The 20348-nt window shown below is 52.1% G+C and carries 12 protein-coding genes; 3 read left to right on the top strand and 9 right to left on the bottom strand.

Going from position 1 to position 20348, the window contains the following annotated elements:
- Positions 1 to 124: 124 nt before the first annotated feature.
- Together ACFQ0N_RS14310 and ACFQ0N_RS14305 are read left to right on the top strand one after the other, a co-directional pair.
- The gene (locus tag ACFQ0N_RS14310; protein ID WP_379327144.1) at positions 125 to 1822 is read left to right on the top strand and encodes a DUF3502 domain-containing protein; all 1698 of its coding nucleotides are present in this window, start codon (positions 125 to 127) and stop codon (positions 1820 to 1822) included.
- A gap of 112 nt (positions 1823 to 1934) precedes the next feature.
- Positions 1935 to 6134 carry an S-layer homology domain-containing protein gene (locus tag ACFQ0N_RS14305; protein WP_379327142.1) on the top strand — a complete coding sequence of 1400 codons (4200 nt, stop codon included), beginning with the start codon at positions 1935 to 1937 and terminating at the stop codon, positions 6132 to 6134.
- Between the two features lie 298 nt (positions 6135 to 6432).
- Here ACFQ0N_RS14305 and ACFQ0N_RS14300 read toward each other — a convergent pair whose 3' ends face one another.
- The 4 genes from ACFQ0N_RS14300 to ACFQ0N_RS14285 form a co-directional block, all read right to left on the bottom strand.
- Entirely contained in the window at positions 6433 to 7713 is a 1281-nt protein-coding gene (locus ACFQ0N_RS14300; RefSeq protein ID WP_379327140.1) for a methyl-accepting chemotaxis protein, read from the bottom strand.
- Positions 7714 to 7868: 155 nt separating this feature from the next.
- On the bottom strand, positions 7869 to 9548 hold the full coding sequence (locus ACFQ0N_RS14295) for an extracellular solute-binding protein (protein ID WP_379327138.1): 1680 nt from the start codon (positions 9546 to 9548) through the stop codon (positions 7869 to 7871).
- Positions 9545 to 11224: a response regulator transcription factor gene (locus ACFQ0N_RS14290; RefSeq protein ID WP_379327136.1), complete on the bottom strand. Its 1680-nt coding sequence runs from the start codon at positions 11222 to 11224 to the stop codon at positions 9545 to 9547. Before ACFQ0N_RS14290 ends, ACFQ0N_RS14295 begins: the two co-directional genes overlap by 4 nt.
- Positions 11202 to 13001 (bottom strand): sensor histidine kinase, encoded by a 1800-nt coding sequence (locus ACFQ0N_RS14285; protein WP_379327134.1) that lies wholly within the window; start codon positions 12999 to 13001, stop codon positions 11202 to 11204. Before ACFQ0N_RS14285 ends, ACFQ0N_RS14290 begins: the two co-directional genes overlap by 23 nt.
- Before the next feature lie 174 nt (positions 13002 to 13175).
- Here ACFQ0N_RS14285 and ACFQ0N_RS14280 point away from each other — a divergent pair, with 174 nt between their 5' ends.
- The gene (locus tag ACFQ0N_RS14280) at positions 13176 to 15107 is read left to right on the top strand and encodes an RICIN domain-containing protein (protein WP_379327132.1); all 1932 of its coding nucleotides are present in this window, start codon (positions 13176 to 13178) and stop codon (positions 15105 to 15107) included.
- A 78-nt stretch (positions 15108 to 15185) separates the two neighbouring features.
- On the opposite strand, the gene ACFQ0N_RS14275 is transcribed toward ACFQ0N_RS14280, so the two are convergent.
- From ACFQ0N_RS14275 to ACFQ0N_RS14255, 5 genes are read right to left on the bottom strand one after another with little or no spacing between them, the layout of a single operon-like run.
- Positions 15186 to 16424, bottom strand: coding sequence for an SGNH/GDSL hydrolase family protein (locus ACFQ0N_RS14275; RefSeq protein WP_379327130.1), 1239 nt, complete (start codon positions 16422 to 16424; stop codon positions 15186 to 15188).
- A complete protein-coding gene (locus ACFQ0N_RS14270) occupies positions 16421 to 17266 on the bottom strand; it encodes a carbohydrate ABC transporter permease (RefSeq protein WP_379327128.1) in 846 nt (281 codons plus the stop codon). Before ACFQ0N_RS14270 ends, ACFQ0N_RS14275 begins: the two co-directional genes overlap by 4 nt.
- A gap of 14 nt (positions 17267 to 17280) precedes the next feature.
- A complete protein-coding gene (locus ACFQ0N_RS14265; protein WP_379327126.1) occupies positions 17281 to 18219 on the bottom strand; it encodes a carbohydrate ABC transporter permease in 939 nt (312 codons plus the stop codon).
- An 18-nt stretch (positions 18220 to 18237) separates the two neighbouring features.
- Positions 18238 to 18702 carry an Ig-like domain-containing protein gene (locus ACFQ0N_RS14260; protein WP_379327124.1) on the bottom strand — a complete coding sequence of 155 codons (465 nt, stop codon included), beginning with the start codon at positions 18700 to 18702 and terminating at the stop codon, positions 18238 to 18240.
- A gap of 20 nt (positions 18703 to 18722) precedes the next feature.
- The gene (locus tag ACFQ0N_RS14255; protein ID WP_379327315.1) at positions 18723 to 20309 is read right to left on the bottom strand and encodes a beta-galactosidase; all 1587 of its coding nucleotides are present in this window, start codon (positions 20307 to 20309) and stop codon (positions 18723 to 18725) included.
- Positions 20310 to 20348: the final 39 nt, after the last annotated feature.

Below are 20348 nucleotides of genomic sequence, written 5' to 3'. Positions count from 1 at the left end.
CCATTTTCTATTGCCCAGGTTCAAGACCGATTGGCTGTTCACCGCCTATCTTCTCAAGCGAAGATGAAGCCGGTTCCAGCATAGATCATTCATATCTGCACATAAAAAAAGGGAGGATGAAGGCATGCGCAAGTCACTCAAAGGCATACGGACAGGCGCCATTGGCATGCTGCTGACAACGCTGCTACTCACGGGCTGCTCCAGCGGCGCCAATAATGGCAATGCTCCGCAGCCCGGGCGAGACGATGCCCAAGCCGGCAACAACGGCGAAACAAAGCAAAAGCAAGAAGCGGTCAAACTGGATTTTTATCTGTTCTCCGGCAATGGAGGCGAGCCCAACAATCTGCAGGCTGTCATGGATGAATTCTCTAAGCAAACGGCAGATGCGCTTAATGTAAAAATCAACTGGCATTGGACAAATGCTGCCGACATTGGCAGCACGGTCAACCTCAAACTGACAGCAGGCGAAAAGGTGGATGCCTTCTTCACTGCTCCCTGGGTTAGCGGGCTGCCGATCAATCAGGCCGTCTCCAAAGGCTTGGTGCAAAATCTGGATCATTACTTCAACAACGACCAGTATCCAGGGCTCAAAAAGGCGTTCGATGAAGAATACCTCAGCAATAACAAATTCCAAAATGCGCAAGGCGAGTATCACACCTATGCTGTACCATTCACGACAACCTTCACCAGCGCGGACACGATCTATTACCGCAAGGATTTGGCGAAAAAATACGGCATTGGCACAAACGGCACACTGGCAAACACAGAGGAGCTGGAGCAATTTTATGATGCTGTCCTGAAAAATGAGCCCGGCATGATTCCGTTCGGCTTTAACGGCGCTATCGATGCCGCGAGCGGTTTTCTGAGAAAAATTTATGGTCCTTTTACGGAGAAGCATAATTTTAGCACTAATGTCAGCATGGTCATCAAGCCTGACGGCACGCCATATGTCGCGAAGACCTGGATTCCGGAGCTTGATCCCGAATACCGTCAATATTTGCCGCAGGAATTGCAAGCGCTTGATCCATTGTGGCCGGTCAAGAAAGCGCATGAATGGTACAGCAAGGGCTATCTTGAAAAGGATGTGCTCAGCCAAAAATCGGCGGAGGATCAATTCAAAGCCGGCAAAGCTGCATCCTATTTCCGCGGGATCGACACCTACTCCGACATCGTTCAGCAAGTCGCCACTACCCTCCCGGATGCGGAAATCGGCTACTTCATGATGGATAAAGCACTGCGCGAGTCCGTGCCCAAGCAGATGCCCAGCACGTTCCAGGCTTGGAACTTCCTTGCCATCCCGACCAACTCCAAATATGCGGACCGCGTCATGCAATTTGTGGATTGGATCTTTGCTGAACAAAGTAATCATGACCTGATCCAATTCGGGATTGAAGGACAGGATTGGATTGCAGAAGGCACTGACAAATACAGCCTGCCGGAAGGCAAAGATCTGAACAGCATCTATAACTTCCCGGGCTATGAGCTGACCTGGAATCCGCAATATACGAGACAGCTGTCGAATACGCCGGATGAAGTCATTCAAATTATGAAAAATATCGGCGATTCCGAGTTTCTGTATAAAGATCCTGCTGCAGGCTTCAGCTTTAACGTAGAGAATGTGAAGACGGAGCAGGCTAAGCTGAATGATGTGACCACCATGCAGCGCCCGCTTCTCGACGGCATGATTCCAGAGGATCAGATGATGAGCAATATCGAAAGTATTCAGAAGAAAATGGATGCAGCCGGCGCGCAAAAAGTGCGGGACGAGATGCAAAAGCAGCTTGAGGCGTTTCTGAAGGAAAACCCATACAACGGCCAATAGTAGAGAGAGCGTGAAGGCGGGGCAACGATGACAGAATATCTGTGAACGCCCCCGCTTTTTCAGGAGAGAGGCCCATCCTGTATTCATTCATTTAATGAAAGGATGAGATTCAATGAAGACATCATGTCGCTGGGTATCGATACTGCTTGTGACTCTGCTGACCGTAAGCCAAGTACTTTCGGCACCAGGAATCAGCTCTGCCGATCCTGAAGAGGTGATCGGCTGGCAGGCCGATTTTACCCATCTGGAGGATAGCTGGCTTGTAGATCCGGGATTGACGGCAGCAGCAGCAGCCGGCACTAACGGCGTTCAACTTTCTGTACGTGAGGATGCCAATCCGCCATGGCAAAAACTAGGCAGCCGCCAGAAATTGAAGTTCAAGATGGAAGACCATCCCGTATTGGCACTTTCCGTAAATGCCGGGCAAGGCGCCTGGAGCGTAAAGGTGCATGACGGGAACGCTGACGTCTCTCTGACCGGGGGAGACCGGAATGACAGCGGCGACTTCACCTTCGATATTGCCGCGCTCACCGGCTGGACCGGAGAAAAAACGTTCTCTGTCGATTTGTGGGCGATTGGCGGCAATGCCAGTATTACAATTGACAATCTGCGGATCATCGGAGCCATGCCTGTACCGGACAATCCGTCCGACAACGGGCAAACGCCCGATGAAGCTGCCGACGCTTCTGTGCCCGCAAGCGCTGATCTGCGCGAAACCGGCGACAAACAGCGCCGGGATTTAAGCATCCCCGGCTCCAAAATCGTCATCAATCCGTACGATTTCAAACAGTTGGGCGGCACCACGGCATCGCAATACAGCAACCGGAGCACCCTCCCGCTCAATCTCGGCTACTTGAATACGGCAAGCCCGAGAACCAGCCGCGAGCTCGCCGATATGGTCATGCTCTACAAGGGCATTCCGGGCGCTGACGGAGACGTTCAATACGGCTGGCGTCCGGACATCGGAGATCAAACGATGTGGACGATCGGTCTGCCTGATCAGGGCAAGCCATCCGATCTGCTGGTAGAGCGGGCAGGAGACCACGGCGTGAAACTGACCGTTGCCGCCGATGCCTCTCCTCCTTGGCAAGCCATCTATACGAAAAATATGGTCACCGTCAATTTGGACGACACCCCTATGCTTGAAGTAACGGTGTCCGCGCTGACCGGACGCTGGGCGTTGAAGGTCAATGACGGTACTTCGGAATATGCCCTGCAGCTCGACAGCAGCAAAGAAGGTAATTACCTCTTTGATATTAGACAGTTGACCGGCTGGACGGGAACAAAATCATTTCGGGTCTACCTGTTTGCCGTAGGCCAGAGCGCGTCGGTTACCTTTGACAATCTGCAAATTTTGAGCGTAACGGAGCAGATCGAAGGTGCGATCAGCTATACGACAGAATGGACCCCTGCTTCGCTGCCCTTTCAGGCCGCTTATCAGGATGGCTCAGCTATCGAGGGCGAGGATTTCTTTTATAATGAACAAACTGTCGTACGCACAGCAGATCTAAGTGGAATTACCGCCGCCAACAGCGATTTGTATTTGGCCGGGAAATATAGCGGCAATATTCAATGGGCCAATCAAGTGCTGACAGTCGATCAGGGCGCACATTCTTATGCTATTGCTGTCAACGGCGCCGCATCCGCTGCGAATATCCGCTACTTTGCCTCCGAGAGCGATATGCTGGCAGGCAAGGATGCTCTGACGCAGGCACCTGCAGCAGGCTTCTGGCTGATGGAGCTCGATGCGCAGCAGCTCCCGAACGGCAAGCTGATCGTAGCTGCCGCTGTCGGAACTGCCGCGGACAGCGCGAATCTGGCATCTTGGGCGCTTGCACCGCTAACTGCAAATCTGCCGCAAATCCGTGCCGGCCGTGAAGCCTACTGGGATCAATATCTCACTTCCGTGCCTCGGCCGGAACGATTCGATATGCCGACCATTATGCGCAAAGGCGCTACTGCAGCTGCTGTCAAGCATGACTACTATACCGCCTGGGTGCTGTTGGCGCAGAATGTGCTGCCACAGGATGCCGCCTACCCTTATCCTCAGATGGCTACAGGCAAAGCCTCCATGTGGGACGAAGGGGAGCCGGCCAATCCTTTCACGGCGTCTTGGGACAGTCTGATGGGCATTCAGCTCTACGCCTATATTGACCCTAACACAGCATGGGATGCCTTTCGCGGGCTCATGTCGCTCGTACAGACAGACGGGCAGCTTGGCGGTGAAAGCCTGCCTTCGCGCAAAGCCCAGACAGCGCTTATTCTCTATGAAGCTACAGGTGATATTGACAGTCTGACCGATGTCTATCCGGCGCTCACCCGTTATCTGAACTGGCGCATTGCCAATCCGCGCTGGATTTATGGCACGCATGACAATCCCGATGAGCGGGATGCCGAATTTGTCGTATCCGCGTTAATCGACATTCAGCGCATGGAAGAAATTGCTGCGATTCTCGGCAGGACGGCTGATGTCGCAGACTGGGCTGCAAAGCGCCAAGCCTTCTTTGATCAATATAAAGTCTGGTTCTGGGAAACGCCGTCCTCCCTGCCCGTGCAATATTATGATGTTGCTACCGGAAGCAGAAATCCGGCCAACGCGCTATGGGTAACGACTGGATTATACCTGGATGAGCTTGCAGGCTCTTACCTGACGACAATGCTGCAGTTATTCAACAATTGGTTTAATGAGGAGCAGTCCTTCGCCGGCTTCGTTAATCCGAAGCAGCCGGACTGGGGCTATACGATCTACGGCCTTATCAACAAAGGCCAGACCGAAAAAGCCGCCAAAATGGTGGAGATCGCCATGCGTGATATCGTGCGTACAGGCAATGTGTTCGCAGAGAACTACACCAATGACAGCCCGCCAGTGCCGCAAGGCGTCCGCCCTTCATTATTCGGCATGGTGCAGTTAATCGAAAATGTTCTGCTGCGCAACGGGTTGGATTATGACAAAGGCACGCCATACGCAGTCCGGCTGTTTGCCGATGACAACGGCGTCTCCAACCTGCTGATCCGCGGCAAAAAACTCAACTACACTATTAATGGGGAAAACGGTATGATCGCACTGTCCGGCTCATACTTCGGCAGCTCATCCGTAAAGCCGCTGGCAATGGGACAGTCGCTGGCCATGCCTTATTCAGCCGGCGGGTCAGGGGGAACCGATAGTGGCGGTAATGGCTATATTGGCAGCATCAGTAACACGGCTTCTGCTCCAATCGTCACCATAGAAGACGGAAAAGCAGCGGTCAAAGCAGCCAATGGCGAATCAACGGTTGAAATCCCGTTGGTACAGATCAGTGAACGTGCGCTGCTGGTGCAATTCGGGGACGCAATCGCGGAATTCCCTTTAAATTCCATACGCGCATTGCGCTCACAGGCCGGACAGGATGACAAGGCCGCGCTTATTGTGTCGATGGAATTTACGCCGGCATCATCATCATCATCAGCAGCAGCACCGGGCCCAAACGCTGCCGAAGTATCCGACGGAACAGCAGCGGTGCGCTTTGCGAGCGATACGCTCCATATAAGCATCCGGCTGAAGCTGGCCGACGGCACTGTCATTATTCCTGAGCTGAACCCGGCCGAAACCGTCTCGGTCCAGCTGCCTTATACGGACGAGAACATGGATCCAGCACTGCTGGGCATTTATCTCTACGATAACAAGCTAAAAAGCTGGACTTATATGGGCGGTAACATCGCAAAAAATAGGGCAGCCATAAGTATCCCTTTGACCGATCAATCGAAAGTGGCTGTATTGGAGTATTCTAAAACATTCGAGGATGTACCGCCGTCGCACTGGGCTTACCGGACAATCAAGATGCTGGCCGCCAAACACATCATTAGCGGTACGTCCGATCGGTGGTTTGAACCCGCCGCTGTGACCAGCCGGGCAGCGTTCATCGCGATGCTGGCTCAGGCATTGGAGCTACCGGAGTCCGGCTCTGCGCCTCCTTTTTCCGATGTGCCGGATGGCGCCTGGTATTATGATGCTGCGTCCCCCGCCTATGCAGCGGGGCTGCTCACCGGAACCGCGAAGGGCACATTTGATCCGGCAGCAAGCATCACTCGGCAGGAGATTGCCGTTCTGCTTGCACGCGCGGCGAAAATAAGCAAAAAGCCTCTTCCTGGGAGTGAACAGGGACTTCAGGCGGTCAAAGATCGCAGCCAAATTTCCGGCTGGGCGCAAGCCGATGCTGGCAGTATCATTGCCGCCGGGCTAATGCAAGGCCAGGGCTCGGGGCGATTCGCCCCAATGTCTTATGCTACTCGGGCAGAAGCGGCGCAAGTGGTGGGAAGGTTTGTCCAGTACTAGCTGGGGCGGCCTCACAGTGAGGCCTCTTACAGGCAAATGTTGTACTTTGTGCAAGATCTCTATACTCAAAGCTGCGGGATGTCCGAAATGATGTACGAAATGCAACAATTCACACCTACGGGCGGACTTAGAGGGGCAAGTTGTTGCAGAACGTACAACATTTCCGTAAATTTCGGAAAAATGTCCTGCAAATGTTGCGTTTTATGCAAAATTTTCGCCTGACCGCGTAAATCGGCCTAAAAAAAAGACATTCTATTGGAGCAGCCGCCTAACCACTCCATAGAATGTCTTTTTGCTATTATTTAAATTGAAACTTGCCGATCCCGCTCTGCAGGGCGGCCGTCATATTTTGCAGCTCATTAGACGCCGCGGCTACCTCCTGCACCATTGCATTCTGCTCCTGAACGGAGCCTGCAATTTTGCTCAGCTTATCCGCATTTTCGCCGGCTACATGCGCGACCTGCTCAGCGCCCGACAGCATCGTATTCATTTTGACCGATTGCACTTCCATCAAATCGGCAATTTTATTAATCGCCTCAACCGTACGCGCGGCGGCTTCGGAAATCAACTGCAAATGACCGATCGTTTCGCTTGTTTTGACCGATCCCTCGTATGTATGCTCGGCCTGCGCTTCCATGCGATTAACCGCAATCGTCAAATCGGAGTGAATCGCCTCGATCAATCCTCCGATATGCTTCACTTCAGTCGTCGTATGGTTCGCCAGCTTTCTAATTTCGACCGCAACAACCTGGAAACCTTGTCCATGCTCACCGGCGTGAGCCGCTTCAATGGAGGCATTCAGAGCCAGCAAATGTGTGCGCGAAGAAATATCTTCGACAACATGCACAATCTGGCCGATCTGCTCCGCGTGCTGCTCCAGCTTTTTCATAATGACTGTCGTCTCATTTCCTTCCACAGCCAGACGGTCCATTGCCGTTGACAAGGAGTCGATCGCTTCATTGCTGCTCGCCATAGCTGCCGACATTTGCTCGGCATCCTGCTGGGCTTCCGCTGTACAATTGGCTGCAGCGCCCGATAATTCGGCAATCTCTTCAATCGAAGCATACATTCTCTGCGACAGCTGCGCTTGGGTATCCGTATTGGCCGAAATCTCCCCTACCCGTTCTGAGACCTCTGTCAGCAGTACAGCCGCCTGCTCCATAGACAAGCGCAGATGCTCCACCTCTTGTCCGGTTGCCGTGGAATGCTCGTCGATATTGGCCACAATGCCGCGAAGACTGGAAATCATCTTGTTGAATGATGCAGCCAGCTGCGTCAATTCATCCTTGGACTTCGGGATCGCTACGCCTGCCTTTAAATCCCCCTCCGCGGCGATAACCGCAGCGCTGTGCAGATCGTTTAGCGGCTTGACCAGCCACCTTGCTGTAATCCAGCCGAGCAGCCCTGTCCAAAATACCCCCAGGCCAAAGGTTATGCTGGTAAATAACCAAGATTCCATGTCCGGCGCCAAATAATCCTTAAGCACAAAAATAAAAAAGGCGCTGGTACCATACGTTGTAGCCGCTACCAAGCTGATGCCGACTACAATTTTAGTAACCAGGCTTGTGGATAGCTTCATCTGCTTGCCTCCTGACGGGATGTAAGATTCTCTACATATTTAACAAGCTTACGAGTTCATTATGACGATTTGCCGCCAAGGACACTGTGACATAAGTCACTATCCTTCTATGAATATTGTAAATCTTTGGTCCCGTTTTGAATAGTCCATATAAACTAATTGTTTTGCGCCGCCCATGCGTTGACCTCATCTGTAATTTGTTTGCCGCCCAGTTCGCTCCACGATTCGACAAATCGGTCAATATCGTCAATATCGGCCGAGCCCATAATAATTTTGGTGAACAGCTCCGTTGCCTTTTTATCTAGGGCCGACTGTTTCTGGCTCATGCTGCTCGTAGCGGCGCCGTAAAATCCGGTTGCCAGCAGCAATTTATTTTTTACATAATTATTAATAACCGAGAAGGCGCTCACCTCGCCGAACACGCGGTCCATCCCCCAATTGCTCCTGTCGCCCTGCTGATAGGCTTTGATTTTATCATAAACCTGCTTTTCATCCTGATTGAGTGCTGCCGTATCGCCGGTCGCCAGCGCACCCGCAACATGCAGATGGACGTTCAAATTGCTGTTGGCCGGCCACGCCTGTACGACGGCGTACTTGAATAGCTCAAGTCCGTCCTCCCCTTTGGAATATTTCAACGGCTCGCTATGCTCCCCCCAACTTTTTTCCACAAACATATTCAGCATCTTGACGATCGCCTCCGGATGCTTCGTGCCCTTCGTAACAACAAAATAAGCGCGCACCGGAAAAATATTTTGGACAAATGCAGGCTTGCCGTCCGCAGATGGTACCGGGTAGGGCGCCCACTCCATCTCCGGATCTTTATCTTTGCCGTTTTGCAGCGGCCACAGCGGTGTCCACATATCGCCGAAATACATGCCGACTTTGCCATTGATCGCATCCTCGGCCACTTCTCCGCCGTCCTTTAAAGCAAACTCCTTGTCCAGCAGCGACCTTTGGTACATGTCCTGCAGCATGGCCAGCGCGGGCTTCATTTCAGGCTGTACGGAACCGAATGCCAGCTTTCCTTCACGATCTTTAATCCATAAGTTCGGGTAGGCATGGTAAGCATTAAAAAAACCTTGCAAGGCGGGAAAGCCGCCCCATAACTCTTTGCTGACCCCGAGTCCGATTGTATCCGGCTTGCCATTGCCGTCCGGGTCCTGATAGGCAAAGGCCTCGGCGATGCGTACAACATCATCCATCGTTTTTGGCTCAGGGAGCTGCAGCTTCTTCAACCAGTCGGTCCGCACCCACAAGACCGGCGACGAATCAATGGCTGAATTCGTAATCGGCAGCGCCATCAGCTTGCCTCCGAAGGTGGCCGATTTCAAAGCATTGCCGCCATCCTGACTTAAAATATCCTTTGTAAGCGGCGTTGCCAGCCTGTCGATCAAATCTGTTAATTCTTCAAGCTGTCCGGCCTCCACCATGCGTTTGAGCTGCGAAGGGTTAACCTGCATCACATTGGCGATATCGCCCGAAGCGAGCGCTACGTTCATTTTTTCATCGTACTTGTTGTCCGTGAAATTGGCTGACCATGGAAACTTTATCTTGATGCCCAGCTCTTCCTCATAGCCTTTGATCCACACATTATGCTCCGGCGAATCTCCCGGTCTGTATTTGGTCGCATTGTCGATCGGCCGCAGCGCCGTAATTTCGATTGGCGGGTCATATTTGCCCAACGGCTCATCCGCCCCATCCGCAGACTCTGGCATCAGGCTCTCGACCGCCTGCCCGTTGCCGCTGCCTGTATCCGCCTCATGGTCGCAGGCGGCTGCCGTCAGCAACCCGGCCATCACCAGTACAGCTACCATTATTTTGCCGCCTGTTCTCAATTGGCTCCTCCTCCCTTCTGCTGATTGTGCCGGTCCCGATATTCCTGAGGGGACATCCCGATTTCTCTCTTAAAGAAGCGGCCGAAGTACGACGGTGAATCAAAGCCGACGGCCGCAGCAACATCAAGAATCCGCATGGACGGATCATCCAGCAGCGTCTTGGCCTTCGCTATTTTCGTCTCCGTTATAAATTCCGATAGCCCGATGCCCGCCTCTACCTTATAGAATCGGCAAAGATAGGAAGGATTTAAATGCACCAGCTCCGATAATCGGGAAAGCGACGTGTCCTCGGCCAAATGACTATGAATGTAGCGGTTGATGCGCGAGACGACCTCATTCGTCCGCTCTTCCCGCTCCGTCTCGCTCCAGCTGAATACAAGCTCGGCCAATTCCAGAAAATAACGCTCCGCATCCGTCCAGGAGATATGAGCTTGCAGCTGCGTCAGTTTGTCCAGCGGGAAAGCGTCCTGCAGCTTCTCCCATAGCTGATACTGATTCAGATGCCCCACCCATATTAAAGCGATGGCATAGTAAACCTCTATATATTGGTAGTAGTTCATATCCTCATGCTGGTCAAAGCACATTAGTTCCTTCATTTTGGCCATGAAAGACGTTTTTTCCCCGTTTTGCAGCAGCAGCTCCAGCTGAGAGGCCATCCGGATTTTTTTCCGCCATGCCATGCTATCGGCAGCCCCGTGCTCCCTGGCTTTCTCCTCCGAAGAAGCCGTTTCGGTCAGCAGCATTTCTTCACCTTGACCGAGACCCTGGATCATCAGCGTTTCCAGTCTGGCGTACTGATCGCTTAAGGCGCTCCAGGGAACCGGCATACGGCTTGAGACAAAGGACATTTTTATTTTCAGCATTCTCCGGCATGTATCTTGGACAGTATCCAATACCCCCTGCACATATTGTACCGTTCTGTCCCACCGCTGCTTAGGCGGCCGTTCCTCCGCTCCGCCGCCGGCCGGCTGAATCAGCCATACCAGCTTCGCCTCCGCTAAATTGACAGAGACAAGCCGGCAGCCGGAAAGCAGCTCCGTGGCGATGTTTTGCACCGCATAGATCAACAGCTCCTGGTCGGATATGCTGATTTCCTCCTGCCAGCGGTCGATTCTGCCGAACACCAGATATACCTCCTCCTGCTCCGACAAAGCGATCCGCAATTCGTCGAGCAGATTCTGCGTGACGCGTGCGAGCTTCTCCCCGCGCAAAATCTGGCCGATCCAGTCTCTCCTCATCGCCGGAATCGCCTGCTGCAGCTGCAGCTTCGCCTGCTCGATGAACGTCTCGGACATCAGCTCCTCCGATATTTGCTCCAGTGTCTTGGTCACGGCGGCTACAACCTTATCATCGTCATCCGACTTCAACAAATAGTCAACAGCCCCGTTGCGCATAGCCGACTGAACATATTGGAAGTCGTTATAGCCGCTTAAAAAAATAACCTTGCAGCGCGGCCAGCGGCTGCTCACTTCCTCCAGCAGCTCCAGCCCGTTCATGCCCGGCATGCGGATATCCGACAAAATCACATCGATTTTGCCGCGACTAAGTCCGGCAATCGCTTCGTCAGCCGAGAAAGCGCAAACAATTTCCAGCTCCAAATGGCTGCATTCCGCAAATAATGCATAAAGCCCCTTCACGATATTGGGCTCGTCGTCAACGATCAACAGTCGATGCATTGGTGTCTCCCTCGCTTTTGAATAGGATCGGGATTTGTATGCGCACGCCCAGCCCTCCGAGCCGGCTCGGGTAGACGCTCAATCCGCCTTCCCCTCCGAATTGCAGCCGCAGCCGCCTGTGGACGTTGTTCAAGCCTGTACCCGAAGAGTTGTGCAGGACAAAATTCGTCTCTTTAAATTGATTGTTCAGTTTGTGGATCAAATCTTCATCCGCCGCTTCTCCGTTGTCCTCGATCATAATTAAAACAGCGTGCTCCTGCTGGACAAACTTGACTGTAAGCCGGCCGCCTTCTTTTTTATCCTCAAGCCCGTATTTATAGCTGTTTTCGATGACAGGCTGAATAATCAGCTTCGGCACCTGAAGCTGGGCAAAGAGCGGTAGCAGCTCGTCGATTTGCACAGCAATCCGGTTTTCAAAACGGACCGACTGAATCTCGATGTACGCTTGCGCAAAGCGAAGTTCGGTTTCCAGAGACACAGCATCCGCATCCCTTGTTATATATTGGAAATATTGACCCAAATGCTTGGCAGTATGAATCACTTTATCAATATCGCGCAGCTTGGCTAATTGGAATAAATTGTAATAACTATTGTATAAAAAATGCGGATTGATCTGGGCTTGCAGGTGGCGGAGCTCCGCCTGCTGCGTGCGGAATTTATGCTCATAGACTTCCTGGATCAAATGATCCAGCTTTGTCACTGTCATATTAAACTGCTCATACAAATCGTAAAATTCATCCTTGCTGTTCCACTTCAGCCGCGCCTGCAAATCCCCGGTCTCCAACCTGCGGAAAGCCCGCAGCAACCCGTTTAGCGGCCGGCGGATTATGCGGTGAATCCAATAGGAGAACAGAACGATAATGACAGCCGACGCAATGGTCAGTCCCCAAAACCACTGTCTGTATTTGTTCAAGGGACCGACGACTTGCTCCTCCGGAATATAATGCAGCAGTGTAATGCCCAGCTTCTGTGATGTCTCGTAATAAACAAGATATGCCGAATCGCGATAGTTCATCGTAGCGGCTCCCCCGGCTGGCGGCTGCCCGGCAGCTGCGGTCAATTGCGCTGAAGCGAAAGCGGTCATTGCCTGATTGAGCCCATCGTTCTCCCCTGAGGCGATCGACCATTCGGCATCATTGTCGAGCAGAATCGCCCCGCTATCGCCATGCGTCTCGAATTGGCGCAGCGTTTGCCGGAGAGCGTCATTCGACAAATGAACGCTGATGGTGTAAGCCGGCAGCTGGCGGGTAATAGGGTAGGAATCCGGATAATGAAATACGGTATACAGCTGCCGATTCCAGGAAATCAGATGCGATCCGCTTTGCACGTCCTGCATGCCCATCAGCTCGGAGCGGTCGATTTCTTCAAAATACCGTTCATTCGTAACCGCTTTGTTCATATTGGGCAAATACGCCTTGACGCCATCGGCATAAAGCGTCGAAGTCAAAATCAGGTCAAGATGGCGCTGAAGCCGTGTAACCGCCTTCACATCTTCAAAAGAAAGCTCACCCGAGACGAGCAAGCTCAGGTCGCTTAAATCGGTATCGCTGACAAATTCCTTCTGCAAATTAAGCAGCCGCAGAAGGTCCTGCTCCAGCAGCCGCAAATTCATGGAAATCTTCGATTTCGTGGCGGCGGCAATTTCCGACCGTACGCTCTCCTCTCCGGACCGGTTCAGCGTCAAGCTTATAAAATATAGCGGTACGATGACTAGCAGCAGCAGCATAATCAATTTAGGGAAAATCGTCATCTTGTAATGCTTCTGTGTCGTTTTCATACCTTCATTATAAAGCATGCCGCAGCCGGGTTTGTATCCTCTTCTATTGACATAGAAGCTCTTTTGTTGTCATTTAAGTCAATAAAAGACGAGCGACGTCAATATTGTCTCCTATTCAATTTGCCGTTACGGCATTATGATTGAGCTACAAATGACAGGAGGTGGCTTACTTACATGAAATTTCATCGTTTACACATCACGCTTTGCTGCATTGTCCTTGTCTTTTCCCTTCTTCCTCTTTCCGGCCAGGCCGCTGGCGCCGGCACCGGCAGCACGCTTTCCGTCAATCTGGAAAACGTGATCCAGGAAAACTTTCTTGGCTTGGGCGGAACATATCACGGATTTGCCTATATGCCTGAATCCAGTAATAAAGGAATGACGGCGGATCTGCGCAATTTGGAGTTCGATCGCGTCTCCGGCGCCGGACTAAAAATCGCCCGTACCTGGTATGGCTCGGACTGGGCGATGCCCTCATGGGGCGGCAGCTACAATTGGAATTCTGCCAGGATGACCGCGTTCTACAACTGGCTGCAGGCAATGAAGGATCGCCAGGTTGATGTCGCTTTGCAGGTGGGATGGTGGTTCTCGAAGCATACTTGTACGAACTCGGATGCCGATTGCGTACCGACGGAAGCGGATGTAGATACATATACCCGCTGGGTGAGTGACTCCATCCAGCAGCTTGTCAATGTCAAAGGGTTCAGCAACGTCAAATATTTGATTCTGTTCACCGAGCCCGGCGATTACTGCGGCTGCGGCGGGCTTCCGCCAGGCTATACTCAATTGACCTTTTACAATCATGTCGTCAACAAATTGCATCAGCGGCTTGTGGACGACGGCCGCAGAAGCTTGGTCAAGCTGGTCGGGCCGAATGCGACCAGTTTGAGCAATAATCGCGTCTGGCTGCAAAATGCCGTACAAAATTTGAACAGCGCCATCGATATTTATTCCAGCCATGACTACAACCTAGGCGGTTATGAAGGCTGGAACGCGATTACCGCTTCCTCCGTTAGCGATATAGCCGCTACCGGAAAGCCATTTTGGCTGGACGAATACGGCCTGCAGCAGGAGGCGAAGCGAGAGTTGGCCGATTATGGCACGTATATCGCCGAGGCCAACGCCGGCGCCATCAATGCCGGCGCCCAAAGCACTTTGATTTGGCTTTATCAGGATCAGTATTATGTCCCTCCCCTTCAAAACTTGTCCAACAATGATTCCTTCTATAACGGGCTGCATAAATGGGGAACAATGCCTTGGCTGCCGGCTAGCATACAGCCGAGACCGCATTATCAAGCCTTTGCGCTTATGGCCAAATTTTTAGGTGGCGCAGGGACGAAGGTATTCCGCACTACAGGGGCGGATAATCTGCGTATTACCGCGACCCGGCTCCCCGACGGCAATTATACGGTGATGGTGGTAAACTCGAATACAGCCGCCCGCAGCTTTACTGTTAACTTTTCATCGGTGTTAAACCGGAACTTCCGCAAGCATTTGTACGACCCGGCATCCGTCCCGGCCGGCGATGCGGTCGTCGGCGCCAGCGCAGTATTCAGCAGTGTCGGCACTTCTTTCGCAGATACGATTCCGGCCCGCGGCGTAGCGATCTATACGACGGTCAATGACGGATCGGCCATCGGATTGTCCGGCGACTACCGCTGGATCAATCGCCAATCCGGGCTTGCCCTGCACAATGCCGGAGGGATCTACAACGGCATTGCCGGTACCGCCAATGTCGCCGCCGCCCCCGCAGGCTGGAATATGACCGAGCAGGCATGGACGATTGCGCCGGCAGGCAACGGCCTATATACCATTAGAAGCAAGGCAAATCCAAATCTGCTGCTGCAGGATGCCGGGGATCCCTACAGTAACGTACCGGAAACCCATCGGCTGGCCTTGACGCCGGCAAGCTGGAACTTGAGCGAGCAGCTTTGGAAAATCGTCGATACAGGGGATGGCTACTACAAGCTGATTAATATGAGGCGAGGCACTAAAGCGCTTCAGGATGCCGGCGGTATTTACGATCAAATACCGGGCACCCATGAAGTCTCCCAGTCGCCGCTGCGATTGAATACAGCCGAACAGCAGTGGCAGCTGACTGCTCCATAGGTACACGGACATACGATCCGTTATTGGCTTGAAAAATAGGCGATTTGGAGTTGTGTCAACAAGCTATTGGCGGCTCACTTAGTGAGCCGCCATAATACCGCAAATTTTAAATTCCTCTCCAGTGCTGTCCGGATCATGCTCAGCAAGAAAAGTAATTTTCACCTTATGCAGCCCTAGAGGCAGGTCGCCGGCGACCAATTCTCCTGCAGTATATCCTCCCCAGTCCGCCGGGAAATGGCCTTCAAGCCGGACTGGAGGCAGATTGTCCACCTGAATTTCAGCACGCCCTGCCCGGCCCAGATTGGATTTTTCATATATAATGCCGATGTTGGCTGCATCAATTTGGAATTCAAGCGATTGCCCCGCAGCCGTCGCGATCCAGCCGGGCGAGAAATTCATCGTACTCCCCTGCTGCCAGCCGCTATTGGAAACGGGAGCCACATCATTGGCGGTCAGAAGCTTGGCATTGGCATAGCCTTCCGCTGTTTTCGGTTCTGGCAGTTCAAAATCGGCCTGGCCCGGCAGTTCCCATGAATCGATCCGATCATAGATCGCTTCGAGGCGGTCTGTAATCAATTTGGCAACAAGACTGTGGCCGGCGTCATTCGGATGAACATCGTCGACAAATAATTGATCCCATGCGATCTGGCCGTTCTGTATTTGCGGCCATACGGCATCCTTGAAGCTGATCATCGGCAAATGATAGTAAGATCCGATTTCACTGTGGACCCATTGCAGATTTGATCCATCGCTATGCATCATAAACAGCAGCATCACGCCCGGATTGTTGGCAGATTGCAATATTTTGCGGATCAGCCCTTCATATTGATTGATCAGCTGCGGACTAAAGGAGTCGTTCACCGCATAATCAACGACTACAAAGTCCGGATTGTGCTGCAGCAAGTCTTTGTCCACGCGATGAACGCCGATCAGCGTATCCGTCGCTCCTATGCCGGCATTGACGAAGTCGATTTCGGCAGACGGAAATTTCTCCTTCCACCACTGCACCGTCAAGCTCGCGAATCTGCTTTCGCTCGAAGACGCCGCTGCGCCCTCGGTAATCGAACCGCCGATAAAGCCAATCGTTACCTTCTCATGATTGTACGCCTTGCGCATCGCTTGAACAATTCTCGCTTCATCGCCCGCTTCTATAGCCGCACGGTCCGACAGGCTTTCAGCCGCAACCTTCCCATCCACATCCATCTTTTCCGCCTCCGTCTTTGACCCTTCTTCTGCTGCCCTGCCTGTGCACCCGGCAGTGACCAGGAGCACGGAAGCCAGCACAATTACCAGCAGCTTGTTTACCGCTTCCCTCATAGTTTTACCGCCGACCCGGCCATACCTTCGATGTAGTATTTATTCAGATAAATAAATAGCAGAATAAGCGGGATAGAGGAGGTCATGTACCCGGCAAACTGATTGGGATAATTGGAGCCGACAAGCGTGGTGAAACGTACCAGCAAGCCTGCCGAGACCGTAAGCAGATTATCGTCCTTAATCGTCACCATGGGCCATAAAATATCATTCCAGGTGTTCATAATCGTCATTATCGCCAGCGTGCCAAGAATCGGAATTGACATCGGCAGGCACATCGATTTATAAATTTTGAATTCGGAAGCGCCATCCAGTCTGGCCGCCTCAAATATTTCCTCCGGAATGCCTTCAAAGAAGCCCCTTAACAGGAACGTGCCGAATATCGGCCCAGACACGATAATAGGAAGAATGAGCACCCAATACGTGTCGAATACCCCAAGCTGTTTGTACAGCATAAATGTTGGCACCAAGGACAGCACGCCGGGAATCATCATCAGCGCAATGACGCAGGTATAAATAAATTCCTTCAACGGAAACTTCATTCTGGCGAACGTAAAGGCTGACAATGAAGAGATCAGCAAATTGCCCGCAGTGCCGACGCCGGCGACTAATACGGTATTGACAATATACCGCCACACCATAGGAAACACCGATTGATAGTTGGCCCATGCCAAAGGGATCGTCGGGTACCAGCGGCTATATTGAAAGCCCAGCTCCGACTTGAAGGAGCTCCAGACTGTCATGCCCAGCGGATAGAGCAGCAGAAACAGCATCAGGGCGATGAACAGGTGCAGCAGCATCGTTTTGAACGTAATCGTTCGGGATGCGAATATAGTTATCCTCACGTTTTTCGGCCCCTCTATTCCTTATTCACTTTCAAATATTTATGGGCGATGATCGACAAGGCGAATATGAACACAAACATCACAACGCCGATCGCGCTTGCATACCCCATCCTGCCGGACTGGAACGCCATCATATACAGATGGAATGCCGGCACATACGTCTCATAGCCCGGCCCCCCGTTCGTAATGATAAGCTGCAAACCGAAGTCCTGAATCAGACCGATCAATCCGGTAATGACAAAAAAACGGATCTGGCCGATCATCAGCGGCAAATCGATTTTCCATATTCGTCTCAGCACCCCGCAGCCGTCCATGACGGATGACTCGATCACTTCGTTCGGAATATTAAGCAAGCCCGCCATATAGATGAGTACCGCCGTACCGCCAATCCAGGGAAAGCCCATAAAAATGACGCTTGGAATAACGGTTTCCGGATTGCCCAGCCAATCGATCACCTGGTTGCTGTCGATCACGCCGAGCCAGCGGGCAATGCTCGTCATTAAGCCTTGGCTCGGATCGTAGACAAATTTCCAGATTAACGTTCCGACAACGCCTGGAATGACCATCGGCAGGAGCAGCAGCACCCGGTACCAGTATTTCAGCTTCACGCTTTTGACGGCGAAAATCACTTCCGCCATAATCAATGGCACGACAACGCCGATTATCAATCTTGGGATCGTAAGGATGATCATGGTAGGGATCGAATCTAAAAATACTTTATCATGAAAGATTTCCCGAAAATTTTGCAGGCCGATAAACTTCTCCCGGCCGATAAAGTCCCAGTCGAAAAATGAGTGGTACATGCCGTTTAACGGCGGATAATAGTTGAACACTGCAATCGATATAAGCAGCGGCAAAAGAAACAAATAGGCTTGTCGCGCCTTCCATGCATTTTGCATAAAGCTGCGCGGCCCCCCGCCTGCCGCAATCGTCCTTTTTCCGTTCGTTTTCAACAACAACGAGCTCCTTTTTTATTCGTCTCCGAAAATTTGATCCATCGAATAATCGCTCTTTTTCCCGGCGGGATCCGGATCGGTCAGCTTCAGCGTCACTGAGGTTTTCGCATTGATCTCGATAAAGACGGAGTTGGATTGATCGGCAAACGCCATCTCCACATCCTTGGCCATGCGAATGTTATTGGCCGTGTAAGGATGATAAGCAAATACTGCCTCCCCCTGTTCATCCGTCTTCACCCGGTAAGCCTCGAAGCCTCCTCCGTCCGGCGCCACCCCATAAATATTGTGGCCGGAGACCGGGGTGCCGTTGCGGGACACCAGCACCTTCACCGTGACTGTCGTCTGCCCGTCGGCGACTGCCGGCTGCGGGTCCATATACGTTACCTCAACGCTGTACTGCAACGACCGCCAATAGTCGAAGCCCGTCGCCAATGCGACGATGAATATACAGATTAAGGTGATGATCAGCTTTTTTTTCAATTTGTCCCACTCCGCAAAATTCAATTGTAATCCAGCTTAAAGTTGAGCTTGACCCCTTTGTTCAGCAAATCCATGATATCGCTAAACATTTGATGCTGTGCGTCATAGTCGGTATATAAGCTTTTCATCGGCAGCGTTATCGTTTGTTCGCCATTTTCACGGGGCTTCACCAATTCCTGCTGCGACAATTGTCCAAAGACGCTGCCCCATACTTTCATTTTGCCGTCCGCATCGAATAATCCGCCGAATTTGCTTATATCCGTCGCATCCGGCGTGTCATATACCGGCCATGTCGCCCATGCCGTGCTGTTGCCGATCGAAGCTTCGATGAGCGCCTTGCACCATTCGGCCTGCTCCTCCTGGCTTCGTTCCGCCGCATTCGTATCGACAGAGCCTCCGCCGTACCAGCCGAACTCACCGATCATAATCGGCTTGCCGACATAACTGTACCGCAGCCACATCAGCATCCTGTTCAGCTCACGCTTCATGCTGTCCGGGGCGGCCCACGGGTCCATCTTGAGCGGATAATAATGAACGCTCATAAAATCCAGCAGATGCTGCAGCTTATGCGGATTGAACCCGACGAAGGAAATGGCCGGATCGGATACGTCCTCAAACGGAATCGGATTGACCATGCCAATCGTAATCAAGTGGTTTTGGTCGTGGGTGCGGATAGCTTTCACCATGCGCTCCGTCCAGGCCGCAGCGGCATCCTCGCGAAACAGCTGATAGTCATAGAGCTTCATATCGTCTTTCTTGTAAGCCCGCTCTGGAACATCGATAAAGCTGAAATCCTGTTCCGTCTCTGCTCCGTCGCCCCAAGCTTGCTTAAGTTTATCCATGGAGCCGTATTTGTCCTGCAGCCAATTTCTCCATTTATCGTCGCTTTCGTAGTTGCCGCCCCATCCGATCTGCGGCTCATTATATAAATCCCAGGCAAATATAGCTGGCTCATTGCCGTACTTTTCACCGATCACCGTCCAAAAATGCTCATACTCCCTGATGATATTTTCCGAAGCAAACAGATTGCCCCCATACCACGAAGGCTGACCTTCCCATAGATCTGGGCCCGACATCAGCAGCTTGATACCGTACTTTTTGGCGAGCGCGATCATCTGATCGAACTTCGCCAGCCCCTCTTCCGAAACAGCATTCGACTCCGGCATAAACGACATCACGGTAAAAAATACTCTTGCTACATTGGCATGAATCGATTTCAATTGTTTAAAATGCTCTTCAACCGCGCCCTCATCAAATTGCTCCCATAATTTTGGCGCCCACCCGGTATGCGGATCGTAATAATTCGCGCCAAACGGCACAAAAGCTTCTCCTGTAGCTACGTCTGCAAACTGCCAGCGGTCTTCCGCGACGCCGATCAAGCCTTGAATGCTTTTATCCGGTTTTGCTTCATACATCGTTTCGTTGTGAGCTCCTTCTTCTTGAATTTCAGTCTCCTGCCTGCACGAGGCGAACAAAAACATGATCGGCAGCATCAGGCAAAGCAGCGCCCACCCCTGCTGATATCGTTTGCGTAAATCCAACATCATCACAACCGTTTCGATTATTTTGCGGGCGGCTTGAAATGCTGGACAGCCAGGCAATGGCATCAAAGAACTGGCCTTCGGAACCATTGCCGCTAAGCTGCC

The sequence above is a fragment of the Paenibacillus sp. GCM10027626 genome (assembly GCF_042676285.1).
Classification (GTDB): Bacteria; Bacillota; Bacilli; order Paenibacillales; family Paenibacillaceae; genus Paenibacillus_Z.
The sequence above is the reverse complement of the archived record's forward strand: the minus strand, read 5'-3'. Positions and strand labels throughout refer to the sequence as shown.